Below are 13,135 nucleotides of genomic sequence, written 5' to 3'. Positions count from 1 at the left end.
GCTGTGCGTCAGATGACCGAGTCCGGCCGACTTTCCGGTGAACCCCGGACGTGCCGCGGGCCGCGGGCGGCGCGGCACGCCCGCGAGGTCATCCCCATGCGTCGACGTTGGCGCGCAGCCACTCCTCGACCTCGCCGACGTGCACGGCGGCGGCGGCGCGGGCCGCCTCGGGGTCGCGGGCGAGCAGCGCCCGGTAGATGCGCTCGTGCTCCAGCCGCATCCGCGGGATCGCGCCCGCGTCGCGGTGCCCGCGCCAGACGCGGGCGCGGAACGTGCGGGTGGACAGCCCCGCGACGACGGCCTCCAGTGCCGGATTGCCCGCCGCGGCGACGATCGTCTGGTGGAACGCCAGATCGGCGGCGACGAAGTCCTCGACCCGCTCGCAGTGGTTCATCCGCTCCAGATGCGCGCCGACGGTCTCCAGCGTCGCCGCGTCGATCCGGGCGGCGGCGATCGCGGTCGCGGCCGGCTCCAGGATGCGGCGGATCTGGAGCAGGTCCACCAGCGAGGAGCCGCGCGAGATCTCGGCGACGACGCCGAAGGTCTCCAGCAGGTCCCTCGGCTCCAGCCGGGTGACGTAGATGCCCGCGCCGTGCCGCGCCTCCAGCACGCCCATCACGGTCAGCGCGCGGATCGCCTCCCGCATCGAGCTGCGCGACAGCCCGAGCTCGGCGGCCAGGTCGCGCTCGGTGGGGAGCCGCTGGCCCGGCGCCAGCAGCCCGGTCGCGATCTTGGTCTTGATCTGCTCGATGGCGCGCTGCGTGACGGTGGTCCGTCCCCCCTTCCCGTCGCCGCCGCCGTCCGTGCCGCCGCCCGCGCCCCCGTTCCCGTCCCCGTTCACCGCGTCCGGCCCGTTCTCCCCGGTCACCTGGCGTGCCCCCTCGCTGCGTTGCCTCGTACTGTCTTGGGCCGATAGGTCGTACCAATCTCGGCAAGTAACAACTGTATTACGAGGTATTGCCAGTCTGTGGCCCCTGGATGTTCTTATGTGGTCGGACCACTTCCGAGGATCCAGGGAGCGCACCCGGGTGAAGCTGAGGATCCTCGCGCTGGAGGCGCACGACGTCCGGTTCCCGACCTCGCGGGACCTGGCCGGGTCCGACGCCATGAACCCCGACCCCGACTACTCCGCCGCGTACGCGGTGCTGCGGACCGAGGGCGCCGGCGGGCACGGTTTCTGCTTCACCATCGGCCGCGGCAACGAGGTGTGCGTCGCCGCGATCCGCGCCTACGCCCCGCTCGTCGAGGGCCGCGACCTGGACCTGGACGACCTCGGCGAGTTCGCCCGGCGCCTGGTGCACGACTCGCAGCTGCGCTGGCTCGGCCCGGAGAAGGGTGCGGTGCACATGGCCGCCGCGGCGATCGTCAACGCCGCGTTCGACCTGGCCGGGAAGGTGGCCGGCAAGCCGGTCTGGAAGCTGCTCGCCGACCTGTCCCCGGCGCAGATCGTCGACCTGGCCGACTGGCGCTACCTCACCGACGCGCTCACCCCGTCCGACGCGCTCGCGCTGCTGGAGGAGGCCCGGCCGGGACGGGCCGCCCGGGAGGCGCGGCTGGTCGAGCGCGGCTACCCGGCCTACACCACCGCGCCCGGCTGGCTCGGCTACACCGACGGCAAGCTCGCCCGGCTCGCCCGCGAGGCCGTCGCGGACGGCTTCACCCAGATCAAGCTGAAGGTCGGCGCCGACCTCGCCGCCGACCTGCGCCGGATGCGGCTCGCCCGCGAGGCCGTCGGCCCCGGCGTGCGCATCGCCGTGGACGCCAACCAGCGCTGGGACGTGGCGGAGGCGATCGAGTGGGTCGCCGCGCTCGCCCCCTACGACCCGTACTGGATCGAGGAGCCGACCAGCCCGGACGACGTCCTCGGCCACGCCGCGATCCGCCGCGCGGTCGCCCCGGTGAAGGTCGCGACCGGCGAGCACGCCGCCAACCGGGTGATCGTCAAGCAGCTGCTCCAGGCGGGCGCGGTCGACGTGCTCCAGCTCGACGCCTGCCGCGTCGCGGGCGTGACCGAGAACGTCGCGATCCTGCTGCTGGCCGCGCGGTTCGGAGTGCCGGTGTGCCCGCACGCGGGCGGCGTCGGGCTGTGCGAGGTCGTCCAGCACCTGGCCATGTTCGACTACGTCGCCGTCAGCGGCACCACCGAGGACCGGGTGCTGGAGTACGTCGACCACCTGCACGAGCACTTCGCCGACCCGGTGCGGGTCAGCGGCGGCCACTACGCCGCGCCGTCCCTGCCCGGGATGTCGGCCGAGATGTGGCCCCGGTCCCTCGCGGACCACACCTACCCCAGCGGATCCGCCTGGAGGAGCGCGTGAACGACGACGGCGAGTTCGGCGGGGTGCGGGCCCTGGTCACCGGCGGCGCCTCCGGGATCGGCCTGGCGACCGCGCGGCTGCTCGCGAGCCGCGGCGCGGCGGTCGCGTGCCTGGACCCCGCCCCCCTCCCCGAGGCGGACGCGGGACGGCTGCACGCGGTCGCCGGGGACGTCACCGACGACGCCTCCGTCCGCGCGGCCGTCGCCGGTGCCGCCGCGCGGCTCGGCGGGCTCGACGTGCTCGTCAACAACGCGGGCATCGGCGCGCAGGGCACCGTCGAGGACAACGACGACGCGGAGTGGCTGCGCGTCATGGACGTGAACGTCCTCGGCATGGTGCGGACCGCCCGCGCCGCCCTGCCGCACCTGCGGCGCTCGCCGTGCGCCGCGATCGTCAACACCTGCTCGATCGCGGCCACCGCCGGGCTGCCGCAGCGGGCGCTGTACTCGGCGTCCAAGGGCGCGGTGCTGTCGCTGACCCTCGCCATGGCCGCCGACCACGTCCGCGAGGGGATCCGCGTCACCTGCGTCAACCCCGGCACGGCCGACACGCCCTGGATCGGCCGGCTGCTCGCCGCGGCCGGCGACCCCGAGGCCGAGCGGGCGGCGCTGGAGGCCCGGCAGCCGTCCGGACGGCTCGTCGCCGCGGGCGAGGTCGCCGCCGCGATCGCCTACCTGGCCAGCCCCCGGTCCGGCGCCACCACCGGCACGTCCCTCGCGGTCGACGGCGGCATGCAGGGGCTGCGGCTGCGCCCGCCCCGAGCCGATCCGTCCTGAGCGGCCCGTGCCGGGCCCGACCCCAGAAGGTCCACCCCTCCCCATTGGAGACGAACATGATGCGCAACAAGGCCGTCGCCTCGGTGGCCGTCGCCCTGGCGGCGTCGCTGGCGGCAGGGTGCGGCAGCACGACGGACACCGGCGGGGGCGGGAGCGGGGACGGCAAGGGGAACGGGGGCGGCAAGGTCGGCGTCGGCCTGCCGCTGCTCACCTCGCCCTTCTGGCAGTCCTACAACGACTACGTGCCGCGCAAGGCCAAGGAGCTCGGGGTCGACGCGCTGCCCACCGTCAACTCCAACTCCGACCCGACGCAGCAGATCACCGACATCAACAACCTGCTGAACCAGAACGTGAAGGGCCTGGTCGTCGCGCCGCTCGACAGCGCCGCGATCGTCGCCGGGCTGAACCAGGCCGAGCGCAAGGGCGTCCCGGTGGTCGCCGTCGACGTCGCCCCCGAGAAGGGCAGGGTCGCCATGGTGGTGCGCGCCGACAACCACGCCTACGGCGAGAAGGCGTGCAAGCACATCGGCGACAAGGTCGGGTCCGGCAAGGTCGTGCAGATCATGGGGGACCTCGCGTCGGTCAACGGCCGCGACCGCTCCGAGGCGTTCCGCGCCTGCATGAAGCGCGACTACCCGGGCGTGAAGGTGCTGGAGATCCCCGCCGAGTGGAAGGCCGACAAGGCCGCCAGCGGCCTCGACACCGTGCTGAACGGCAACCCCGACCTCAAGGGCATCTACATGCAGGCGGGCGGCGTCTACCTCGCGCCGACACTCCAGGCGCTGAAGAGCAAGGGCAAGCTCGTCAAGGCCGGCGACTCCAAGCACATCGTGGTCGTCTCCAACGACGGGATCCCGCAGGAGTTCGACGCGATCCGCAAGGGCGAGATCGACGCGACCGTGTCGCAGCCCGCCGACGCCTACGCCCAGTACGGGCTCTTCTACATCAAGGCCGCGATGGCGGGGAAGACGTTCCAGCCCGGCAGGACCGACCACGGCAGCGAAATCGTCAAGCTGCCGTCCGGGCTGCTGGAGGACCAGCTCCCCGCGCCGCTGGTGACCAAGGAGAACGTCGACGACGCGTCCCTGTGGGGAAACACGGTCAAGTGATGGCCGAGTTCGGGAGGCCGCCCGGCGAGCCCGTCCGCCCGCTGGTGGAGGCGGCCGGGGTGCGCAAGCGGTTCGGGCCGACGGTCGCGCTCGCCGATGCCCGCCTCACCGTCCTGCCGGGCGAGTCGCACGCCCTGGTCGGACGGAACGGCGCCGGGAAGTCGACGCTGGTGAACGTCCTGACCGGGGTGTTCCCGCCGGACGCGGGCCAGGTGCGGTTCGACGGCGCGCCCGCGCCGTCCCCGTCCGACCGGGACGGCTGGCGGGCGCGGGTCGCGTGTGTCTACCAGAAGTCCACGATCGTCCCGGACCTGACCGTCGCGGAGAACCTGTTCATCAACCGGCAGCCCGGCGTCCGCGGCGCCGCCGCGCGGTGGCCGCTCGGCCGCGGCCTGGTCGGCTGGAAGCGGATGCGCCGCGAGGCCGCCGAACTGCTCGCCGCCTGGAACGTGGACGTGCACCCCGATCTGCGCGCCGGGGACCTCGGCGTGGAGAGCCGCCAGCTCGTCGAGATCGCGCGGGCGCTGTCGTTCGGCGCCCGGTTCATCATCCTGGACGAGCCGACCGCGCAGCTCGACAGCACCGAGATCGAGCGGCTGTTCGCGCGGATGCGGGCGCTCCAGGAGTCGGGCGTGACGTTCCTGTTCATCTCGCACCACCTCCAGGAGGTGTACGAGGTGTGCCAGGCTGTCACCGTCTTCCGCGACGCCCGCTGGATCACCACCGCGCCCGTCGCGGATCTGCCCAGGGCCGCGCTGGTCGCCGCGATGACCGGCGAGGCCGAGGGGCTCGGCGCCCGGCCCGCGCGTCCGGGCGCCGGTCCCGGCGCCCCCGTCCGGCTGGAGGTGACCGGGCTGACCGGACCGGCCTACCGCGAGGTGAGCCTGCGGGTGCGGCGGGGCGAGGTCGTCGGGCTCGCCGGGTCGAGCGCCAGCGGCAAGGTCGAGCTGGCCGAGACCCTCGCCGGGCTGCGCCGTCCCGCCGCCGGCACCGCCACCCTGGACGGTGCGCCGCTGCCGCCCGGGGACGTGCGGGGCGCGCTGCGCGCGGGCGTCGGGCTCGTCCCGCGCGACCGGCACCGGCAGGGCCTGGTCCCCGGGCTGCCGGTCGGGGAGAACGCGGCGATGACCATCACCGACCGGCTCGGCCGGTTCGGGATCATCGCGCCGGGACGGCTGGCCGCGTTCGCCCGCGCGTCCATCCGCGACCTCGGCATCGTCGCCGCCGGGCCGGAGCAGCCGGTGTCGGACCTGTCCGGCGGTAACCAGCAGAAGGTCGTGATGGCCCGCGCCCTCGCGACCGGCCCCCGGCTGCTGGTGCTGGTCGACCCGACCGCCGGGGTGGACGTGAAGTCGAAGGAGGCGCTGCTCGCCGTCATCGACGAGGTCCGCGGCACCGGCACCGCCGTGGTCGTCGTCTCCGACGAGCTGGACGACCTCCGGCCGGCCGACCGGGTGCTGGTCTTCTTCCACGGCCGGATCGCCGCCGAGCACGCCGCGGGCTGGAGCGACCAGGACCTGGTCGCCTCGATCGAAGGGGTCACGACCGATGACTGATGTGCCGGTGGACGACCGGGCGGTCAAGGCGCCCGCCGCGCCGGGCCCCGCGCTACGGCGGCTCCGCGAGCTCGCCCTGGTGCCCGCGCTGGTCGCGCTGATCGTGCTCGGCGCCCTGGTCAACGACAGCTTCCTGACCGAGCGGAACCTGATCAGCATCCTCGGCGCGTCCGCCGCGCTCGCGCTGGTGGTGCTGGCCGAGTCGCTGATCCTGATCACCGGCAGGTTCGACCTGTCGCTGGAGTCGACGGTCGGGATCGCGCCCGCGCTCGGCGCGCTGCTGGTGATCCCGGCGTCCTCGGCCGGGTTCGGCACCGAGCTGCCGGTCGCGCTCGGGCTCCCCGCGATCGTGCTGGTCGGCGCGGCGGTCGGGGCGTTCAACGGGTTCCTGGTGGTGCGGCTGCGGCTCAACGCGTTCATCGTCACGCTGGCGATGCTCATCGTCCTGCGCGGGCTGCTGGTCGGCGCGACCGAGGGCAGGACGCTGTTCGACATGCCCGAGCCGTTCTTCGCGATCGCGACCACCACCTTCCTGCGGATCCCGCTGTCGGTGTGGGCCGCGGCGGCGGCGTTCGGCGCCGCCGGGTTCGTGCTGCGCCACCACCGGCTCGGCCGCGCCCTGTACGCGATCGGCGGCAACCCGGAGGCGGCCCGCGCGGCCGGCATCCGGGTCGAGCGGGTCACCTTCGCGGTGTTCGTCATCGGCGGGGTGCTCGCCGCGGTCGCCGGACTGGTGCTGACCGGCTACGTCGGCGCGATCAACGCCAACCAGGGCCAGAACATGATCTTCACGGTGATGGCGGCGGCGGTGATCGGCGGGATCGGGATGGACGGCGGCAAGGGCACGATGACCGGCGCGGTCACCGGCGTGCTGCTCCTCGGCGTGGTGCAGAACCTGCTGACGCTCGCGCAGGTCCCCTCGTTCTGGATCCAGGCGATCTACGGCGGCATCATCCTGGTCGCGCTGATGATCGCCCGGGTCACCTCCGGCAAGGCGCAGGACTGAACGGCGGACGGGAGGGAGGCGGGGACATGCGCGTCGACGAGCGGCGGCGGCTCGGCGGCTCCGCGGTCGAGGTGACCGCCCTGTCGCTCGGCGGCGCGGCGCTCGGCGGGCTGTACGCCCCGGTGTCCGGCGCCGCGGCGGCGGCCACGGTGGCGCGGGCCCTGCGGCGCGGGCTGCGCCACCTCGACACGGCACCGCACTACGGGGCCGGGACGTCCGAACGGCGGCTCGGCGCGGCGGTCCGCGCGGTCGCGGGGGAGGTGGTGGTCTCCACCAAGGCGGGACGGCTGCTGGTGCCGCGCGGCCCGGGGGAGCCGCCCGACGACGCGGGCTTCCCGGGCGAGCCGGAGTTCAGGCGGGTGTGGGACTTCAGCGCCGACGGCGTGCGCCGCTCGCTGTCGGAGTCGCTGGACCGGCTCGGCCTCGACCGGGTGGACGTCGTCTACCTGCACGATCCCGACGACCACGAGGAGCAGGTGTACGCCGAGGCGTACCCCGCGCTCGCGCGGCTCCGGGACGAGGGCGCGGTCGGCGCGATCGGCGCGGGGATGAACCAGGCGGCCATGCTGGCCCGGTTCGTCCGGCGGCTCGACCTCGACGTGGTGCTGTGCGCGGGCCGCTACACCCTCCTGGACCGCTCGGCCGAGGCGGACCTGCTGCCCGCCTGCCTGGAGCGCGGGACGTCGGTGGTGGCGGGCGGGGTCTTCAACTCGGGCCTGCTCGCCGGCGGCACGACCTACGACTACGCGCCCGCGCCGCCGCGCCTCCTCGCGGAGGCGGAACGGCTCCGCGCCGTCTGCGCCGGGCACGGGGTGCCGCTGCGCGCGGCGGCGGTGCAGTTCGCGGCCCGCCATCCGGCCGTGGCGAGCGTCCTCGTCGGCTGCCGGACGCCCGCCGAGGTCGACGACAACGCCGACTCCTTCGAGCGCGACATTCCCGGCGCGCTCTGGACGGAACTCGAAGCGGAGCCCGAAGCGGAGCCCGAAGGGGGCCGGTCATGAGGGTCGACGCGCATCACCATCTGTGGGACACCGGCGCCCGCGAGTACGGCTGGATGGACGGCGCGTGGGCCGACCCCGTCCGCGGGCGGTTCGACGCCGCCCGCTATGCGGAGGCGGCGCGGGATGTGACCGCCTCCGTCGTCGTCCAGGCGCTTCCGGACGCGGGGGAGACGCGCGACCTGCTCGAAACCGCCCACACCGCACAGGCCGCCGGGCCGGTGCGTGCGGTCGTCGGCTGGGTCGACCTCACCGCGCCGGACGCCGCCGCGACCCTCGCGCGGCTGCTCGCGGCCCCGTCCGGACGGCACCTGGCGGGCATCCGGCATCTCGTCCAGGACGAGCCCGACCCGCGCTGGCTGCTGCGCGCGGACGTGGCGCGGGGCGTGCGCGCCGTCGGCGCCGCCGGGCTGGCCTACGACGTGCTGGTCCGTCCCGCGCAGGCGGAGGCCGCGCTCGAGTTCGCGCGGCGGCTGCCGGAGGTCCGCCTCGTGCTCGACCACGCCGGCAAGCCCGACATCGCGGGCGGCGCGTGGGAGCCCTGGGCGTCGTGGATCGAGGAGATGGCGGCGGTGCCCAACGTGACGGTGAAGCTCTCCGGCCTGGTGACCGAGGCCGCCCCGGGCTGGACGCCCGCCGACGTGCTGCCCTACGCGCGGCACGTGCTCGCCGCGTTCGGCCCCGGACGGACGATGTACGGCTCGGACTGGCCCGTCTGCACCCTCGCCGCCACCTACGGCCAGGTCGCGGCGCTGGCCGAGGAGGCGTGCGCCGACCTCGGCGAGGCCGCGCGCGCCCTGGTCTTCGGCGGCACGGCGCGGCGCGTGTACCGGCTGGACGGCTGACCCGCGCGGGCGCGTGAGCCGTCCGGCGGCGGCGCGGGTGCACTGGAGGCGGGTGTCAGCGCCGGGTGCCGTCGATCCACTCGGTGTAGTCGACGGCACCGGCGTACACCGCCGCGTGCACGGCCCGCGCGATGCGCGCGCCCCAGACCGAACGGGGACCCGCGAACGGATCGGGCTCCGTCCCGCCGGGGACGGGCGCCGGGGCGGCGACGCAGATCGCGTCGGACGCGGTCCCGGTGCACGGGTAGCCCGCTTCCAGGAGCGCCTGCGTCTTGGCCTCCGTCGCCGTCATGACGGCGTTGACCAGGGCGGCGTCCTCCAGCGGCACCGGCAGCGAGACCACGATGTTGACCGTCCCCGGCCGGTGGACGCGCGGCGGGGGCGGCCCGTCCACCTGGAGCGGGACCAGTTCGGGATCGGGCGCCCCGGCGGGGGAGGACGCCCAGGTCGGGACGCGCAGCCCCACCGTCGCCGACACGGCCACGCCCTCGTCGGAGCCCCGGGCCGTGCGGGCGACGGACGCGGCGGTGAGCATCCCGACCCCCGGGCCGTCCAGCCCGTGCGACGCGGCCAGCTCGCGCAGGTGCGCCACCGGGTCGGTGCGCGCGTACGCCCCGGCGACCTGCGCGTTCAGCACCCAGGACGCCGCGCCGATGCCGCCGCCCAGCATCGCCGAGGAGATCGTCCGCAGGCCCGGACCGGCCCGCCACACCGACGAGGCCAGCCGGGCGCCGTCCTCCTCGCGCCACCGCAGCTCCAGCCTCACGGCCGCTCCGGGGACAGCACCGGGCGGCCGTCGGGCCCCGGCTCCACCCGCACCCGGGCGCCGAAGTGCTCGGCGACCGCCGCGCGGGTCAGCACCCCGGCGGGCGGCCCCGCCGCCGCGACCCGGCCGCCCGACAGCAGCACCAGGTCGTCGGCGTACTGCCCGGCCAGCGTCAGGTCGTGGATCGTGGTGACCACGGTCAGCCCGTCGGCCAGCCGGAGCTGGTCGACCAGCTCCAGCACCTGCTGCTGGTGGCCGATGTCGAGGGAGGTGGTCGGCTCGTCCAGCAGCAGCACCGAGGTCTGCTGCGCCAGCGCCCGCGCCAGCACCACCCGCTGCCGCTCGCCCCCCGACAGGTGCTCGAGCGGACGCCCCGCCAGCCCGGCCAGGTCGAGCCGACCGAGGACGTCGGCGGCCACGGCCCGGTCGCGCGCGCCCTCGCGGCCGAGATGCGGGATGTACGGCGACCGGCCGAGCAGCGTGTAGTCGAACACCGTCATGCCGGCCGGGAGGCTCGGGCTCTGCGGCGCGTAGGCGACGATCCGGGCCCGCTCCCGCGGCTTGAGCGCCCCGAGGTCGGCGCCCGCGACCGTCACGCCGCCGCGCGAGGGCACCAGGCCGAGGACCGCGCGCAGCAGCGTGGACTTGCCCGTCCCGTTCGGCCCGATCACCGCCGTCCACGACCCGGCCGGGACCGTCAGCGACACCGCGCTCAGCACCGGCCGCCCGCCCAGCTCGACGTCGAGGTCCCGCACCCGGACCGTCACGGCTCCACCTGCCTGCGGGCGGCGCGCAGCACCACCACGAAGAAGGGCCCGCCGACGAACGCCGTCACCACGCCGAGCGGCAGCTCGCCGGGCGCGACCACCGTCCGCGCGACCAGATCGGCCAGCGTCAGGAACGCCGCGCCGCCGAGCAGCGACAGCGGCAGCACTACCCGGTAGGAGCCGCCCGCCAGCCGCCGCACCACGTGCGGCACCACGATCCCGACGAACCCGATCAGCCCGCTGACCGCCACCGCGCACGCGGTCGCCAGCGACGCCGCGACCAGCACCACCAGCCGCACCCGCGGCGCCGACAGCCCGAGCGAGGCCGCCTCCTCGTCGCCGACGCTCAGCACGTCCAGCAGCCGCCCGTGCGCCAGCAGCACCAGCGTGGAGACCAGCGCGTACGGGGCGACCATCGCGATCTGGTGCCAGTCGGCGGTGCCCACCCCGCCGAGGATCCAGGAGTAGATCCGCTGGAGGTCCTCCGCCTTGACCTGCTGGATGAACGTCTGCACCGCCGCCAGGAACGACGACACCGCGACGCCCGCGAGCACCAGCGTCGCCGCGCCGTTCCCACGTCCGGCGGTACTGCCGAGCACGTACGCCAGGAGCACCCCGGCGATCGCCCCGACGAACGCCGCCAGCGGCACCCCGAACCCCGGGTCGCCCGGGATCAGCACGATCACCAGTGTCGCGCCGACGCCCGCGCCCGCCGCCGCGCCGAGCAGGTAGGGGTCGGCCAGCGGGTTGCGGAACACGCCCTGGTACCCGGCCCCGGCCATGGCGAGCATCCCGCCGACCAGCGCGCCCATCAGCACCCGCGGCAGCCGCAGCTCGAACAGCACGTTGCGCTCGACGACGCTGAGCCCCGAGTCGAGGTGCACGAACGGGACCCGGTCGGCCAGCGCCTTCAGCACCCCGGCGAGCGGCAGGTCGGCCGCGCCCACCAGCAGCCCGGCCACCATCACCACGAGCAGCACCGCCACCGCGCCGGCGAGCGGGGCGGGCCGCATCCGCGCCTGGACGAACCCGGGCCTCGCGGCCACACCGGCGCCGGGGCCGTCGGAACCCCCCGGCGCCGGGGGACCTGCGGGCCTCACCGACCGGCCGAGACCTTCTGCACCGCGTCGCCGATCGCCTTGACGAACTCGGGCAGCCGCGGGCCCCAGCGGGAGGCGATGTCGTCGTCGAGCTCGACGACGCCCTGCTTCTTCAGCGCCTTGAGGTCGGACCAGCCCGGGCGCTTGCCGAGCGCCGCGGTGTTCTGCCCGCAGCACTTGGTGTCGGACAGGAAGATCAGATCGGGGTCCTGCTTGAGGAGGTGCTCGCGGGAGAGCTGCGGGTAGCCGCCGGACGCCTTGTCGGCGTCGTCGGCGATGTTGCGCAGCCCGAACAGCCCGTACACCTGCCCGATGAACGTCTTGGACGTCACGGTGTGGAGCTGGTTGTCGAGCTCGTGGTAGTAGCTGAGCCCCTTGTCCTTGTCCTTGGCCGCCGCCGTGACCGTCGCCTGGACGGACGCCCGCATGTCGCCGGTGACCTTCGCGGCCTGCTCGGCGCGCCCGGTGGCCCGGCCCAGGTCGGTGATCTCGTCGTAGGCGTCGTCCAGCCCGGTCGCCGCCGGCTCCAGCAGGACCGGGATCTTCACCTTCTCCAGCGCCTTGACGATGCCGTCCATGTCGTCCGACAGCACCACCAGGTCGGGCTTGTAGCCGATGATCGCCTCGGCGTTCGGCTTGAAGCCCGACAGCTTGGTCTTGGGCGCGTTCGCCGGGTAGGTGGAGTACGCGTCGGCCGCCACGACCTGCGGGCCCGCGCCGATCGCGAACAGCGTCTCGGTGTGCGTCGGGGACAGCGACACGATCCGCTTCGGCGTCCCCTCGATGGTGACCGCGCCGTTGCCGGCCTGGACGGTCACCCGCGCGCCCTCGTTCCCGCCGGCGGACGGGGAGTCGTCGTCGCCTCCGCCACAACCGGCCGCCAGCATGACGAGCGCGATGGCCGCGCCCAGGGCACGTACGGATCTCACAGGGCCTCCATGGCTGCCGGGAAGCCGCGCCCGTACGTGACGGATCGCCCTTCCACGAGGTCGAATGTCGTCAGGCGCGTGCGGAGGCGACCTGGCTCGGCCACTCGGGAGGGGGGTCCTCGGGAGGGGCATCACAGTTGCGGGACAGCGCCGGGATCACACCGGACTTCGCTCCATGACGCGCTTGAACTGCAACGTTATCAGCCGTCCCGTCCCGGTTCCGAGCCGTATGCCGGACACCGGGCCTGAGCAGCGGCGCGGCCCGGAAACGGGGCCGGCGTCGGGTCCGCGCGGACCGGCGCCGCGCGGGTCAGGGGCGCTGTACCGGGTCGGCCGCCGACCGGGCCCGGCCCTCCTCGAAGAAGCCGCGCAGCGCGCCCGCGTCGGGCAGGAGCCGCATCGGCCGGGTCGCGCCGAACGGGGCGTTCCAGAAGTCGCCCGCCCGCGCCTTCCAGGGGCCCACGTAGGCATAGGGCTCGGCCAGGTGGCCGTCGCCCGGCGAGACCCCGTAGTTGACCTCGTCCAGGGTGATCCCCAGGTCGAAGTGCTCGGGCCACAGCACGGGCCGCACCTGGCCCAGCCGGGTCAGGGCCGCGTCGCCCCGGACGAAGCACTCCTCGATGTACCCGGCGGCGCCCGCGTCCACGGTCGCGACGTCGCCGGGCCGCGCGCCGCCGCCCTCCTCGTAGAGGCCCTGGGGGGCGCCGGCCTCGACTCCGGCCGCCGCGCCGAGGGCCGCGAACGTCGCCCCGTCCAGGGGGATCCGGGCGCTGCCCGCGACGAGCACGGCCCCTTCCACCGCCAGGTCGGGCCGTTCGGTCGTGCAGAACCCTCCCGCCCGCACCGCCAGCCGGATCGTCCCGCTCTGCCGGTACTGGGGCCCCGCGAGCACCAGCTCCGCCACACCGTGCAACGCGCGGCGCGTCTCCACCAGATCGACGTCGTTCCCCATCGCCCCGTCCCTT

At 75.0% G+C, this 13,135-nt stretch carries 13 protein-coding genes; 7 read left to right on the top strand and 6 right to left on the bottom strand.

Translation table 11 applies throughout. The features are described 5' to 3' along the window. Nucleotides 1-88: 88 nt before the first annotated feature. Nucleotides 89-751 carry a FadR/GntR family transcriptional regulator gene (locus QP090_RS20240; protein WP_285941383.1) on the bottom strand — a complete coding sequence of 221 codons (663 nt, stop codon included), beginning with the start codon at nucleotides 749-751 and terminating at the stop codon, nucleotides 89-91. 277 nt (nucleotides 752-1,028) lie between these two features. Between QP090_RS20240 and QP090_RS20235 the strand changes: the two genes are divergently transcribed. From QP090_RS20235 to QP090_RS20205, 7 genes are read left to right on the top strand one after another with little or no spacing between them, the layout of a single operon-like run. Beyond that, nucleotides 1,029-2,318 carry an enolase C-terminal domain-like protein gene (locus QP090_RS20235; protein WP_285940673.1) on the top strand — a complete coding sequence of 430 codons (1,290 nt, stop codon included), beginning with the start codon at nucleotides 1,029-1,031 and terminating at the stop codon, nucleotides 2,316-2,318. Beyond that, nucleotides 2,315-3,094: an SDR family NAD(P)-dependent oxidoreductase gene (locus QP090_RS20230; protein ID WP_285940672.1), complete on the top strand. Its 780-nt coding sequence runs from the start codon at nucleotides 2,315-2,317 to the stop codon at nucleotides 3,092-3,094. The genes QP090_RS20235 and QP090_RS20230 overlap by 4 nt, the downstream gene beginning before the upstream one ends. Nucleotides 3,095-3,150: 56 nt before the next feature. Next, complete coding sequence (locus tag QP090_RS20225; RefSeq protein WP_285940671.1) at nucleotides 3,151-4,203, top strand: sugar ABC transporter substrate-binding protein; 1,053 nt, start codon at nucleotides 3,151-3,153, stop codon at nucleotides 4,201-4,203. Continuing rightward, nucleotides 4,203-5,759: a sugar ABC transporter ATP-binding protein gene (locus QP090_RS20220; protein ID WP_285940670.1), complete on the top strand. Its 1,557-nt coding sequence runs from the start codon at nucleotides 4,203-4,205 to the stop codon at nucleotides 5,757-5,759. Before QP090_RS20225 ends, QP090_RS20220 begins: the two co-directional genes overlap by 1 nt. Then, on the top strand, nucleotides 5,752-6,765 hold the full coding sequence (locus QP090_RS20215; RefSeq protein ID WP_285940669.1) for an ABC transporter permease: 1,014 nt from the start codon (nucleotides 5,752-5,754) through the stop codon (nucleotides 6,763-6,765). Before QP090_RS20220 ends, QP090_RS20215 begins: the two co-directional genes overlap by 8 nt. Nucleotides 6,766-6,791: 26 nt before the next feature. Further along, on the top strand, nucleotides 6,792-7,766 hold the full coding sequence (locus tag QP090_RS20210; protein WP_285940668.1) for an aldo/keto reductase: 975 nt from the start codon (nucleotides 6,792-6,794) through the stop codon (nucleotides 7,764-7,766). After that, a complete protein-coding gene (locus QP090_RS20205; protein ID WP_285940667.1) occupies nucleotides 7,763-8,608 on the top strand; it encodes an amidohydrolase family protein in 846 nt (281 codons plus the stop codon). Before QP090_RS20210 ends, QP090_RS20205 begins: the two co-directional genes overlap by 4 nt. Nucleotides 8,609-8,663: 55 nt before the next feature. On the opposite strand, the gene QP090_RS20200 is transcribed toward QP090_RS20205, so the two are convergent. The 5 genes from QP090_RS20200 to QP090_RS20180 all read right to left on the bottom strand — a co-directional run bounded on the left by QP090_RS20200 (nucleotide 8,664) and on the right by QP090_RS20180 (nucleotide 13,122). Further along, on the bottom strand, nucleotides 8,664-9,374 hold the full coding sequence (locus tag QP090_RS20200) for an adenosylcobinamide amidohydrolase (protein WP_432763058.1): 711 nt from the start codon (nucleotides 9,372-9,374) through the stop codon (nucleotides 8,664-8,666). Next, nucleotides 9,371-10,141: an ABC transporter ATP-binding protein gene (locus tag QP090_RS20195; protein ID WP_285940666.1), complete on the bottom strand. Its 771-nt coding sequence runs from the start codon at nucleotides 10,139-10,141 to the stop codon at nucleotides 9,371-9,373. Before QP090_RS20195 ends, QP090_RS20200 begins: the two co-directional genes overlap by 4 nt. Beyond that, complete coding sequence (locus tag QP090_RS20190; RefSeq protein ID WP_285941381.1) at nucleotides 10,138-11,154, bottom strand: FecCD family ABC transporter permease; 1,017 nt, start codon at nucleotides 11,152-11,154, stop codon at nucleotides 10,138-10,140. The genes QP090_RS20195 and QP090_RS20190 overlap by 4 nt, the downstream gene beginning before the upstream one ends. An 83-nt stretch (nucleotides 11,155-11,237) precedes the next feature. Continuing rightward, nucleotides 11,238-12,170 carry an ABC transporter substrate-binding protein gene (locus tag QP090_RS20185; protein ID WP_285940665.1) on the bottom strand — a complete coding sequence of 311 codons (933 nt, stop codon included), beginning with the start codon at nucleotides 12,168-12,170 and terminating at the stop codon, nucleotides 11,238-11,240. Nucleotides 12,171-12,480: 310 nt separating this feature from the next. Continuing rightward, entirely contained in the window at nucleotides 12,481-13,122 is a 642-nt protein-coding gene (locus tag QP090_RS20180) for a hypothetical protein (protein WP_285940664.1), read from the bottom strand. Nucleotides 13,123-13,135 lie beyond the last annotated feature (13 nt).

This window comes from Actinomadura xylanilytica (assembly GCF_030283145.1).
In the GTDB taxonomy this organism is placed as follows: Bacteria; Actinomycetota; Actinomycetes; order Streptosporangiales; family Streptosporangiaceae; genus Spirillospora; species Spirillospora xylanilytica.
Note: the sequence above shows the minus strand (reverse complement) of the source record. Positions and strands in the feature narration are given on the sequence as shown.

What these genes read in the sequence shown, in the direction of transcription:
- QP090_RS20225 (WP_285940671.1), top strand. Translation starts at nt 3,151, where the DNA reads ATGATGCGCAACAAGGCCGTCGCCTCGGTGGCCGTCGCCCTGGCGGCG.
- QP090_RS20220 (WP_285940670.1), top strand. Translation starts at nt 4,203, where the DNA reads ATGGCCGAGTTCGGGAGGCCGCCCGGCGAGCCCGTCCGCCCGCTGGTG.
- QP090_RS20215 (WP_285940669.1), top strand. Translation starts at nt 5,752, where the DNA reads ATGACTGATGTGCCGGTGGACGACCGGGCGGTCAAGGCGCCCGCCGCG.
- QP090_RS20210 (WP_285940668.1), top strand. Translation starts at nt 6,792, where the DNA reads ATGCGCGTCGACGAGCGGCGGCGGCTCGGCGGCTCCGCGGTCGAGGTG.
- QP090_RS20205 (WP_285940667.1), top strand. Translation starts at nt 7,763, where the DNA reads ATGAGGGTCGACGCGCATCACCATCTGTGGGACACCGGCGCCCGCGAG.
- QP090_RS20190 (WP_285941381.1), bottom strand. Translation starts at nt 11,154, where the DNA reads ATGCGGCCCGCCCCGCTCGCCGGCGCGGTGGCGGTGCTGCTCGTGGTG.
- QP090_RS20180 (WP_285940664.1), bottom strand. Translation starts at nt 13,122, where the DNA reads ATGGGGAACGACGTCGATCTGGTGGAGACGCGCCGCGCGTTGCACGGT.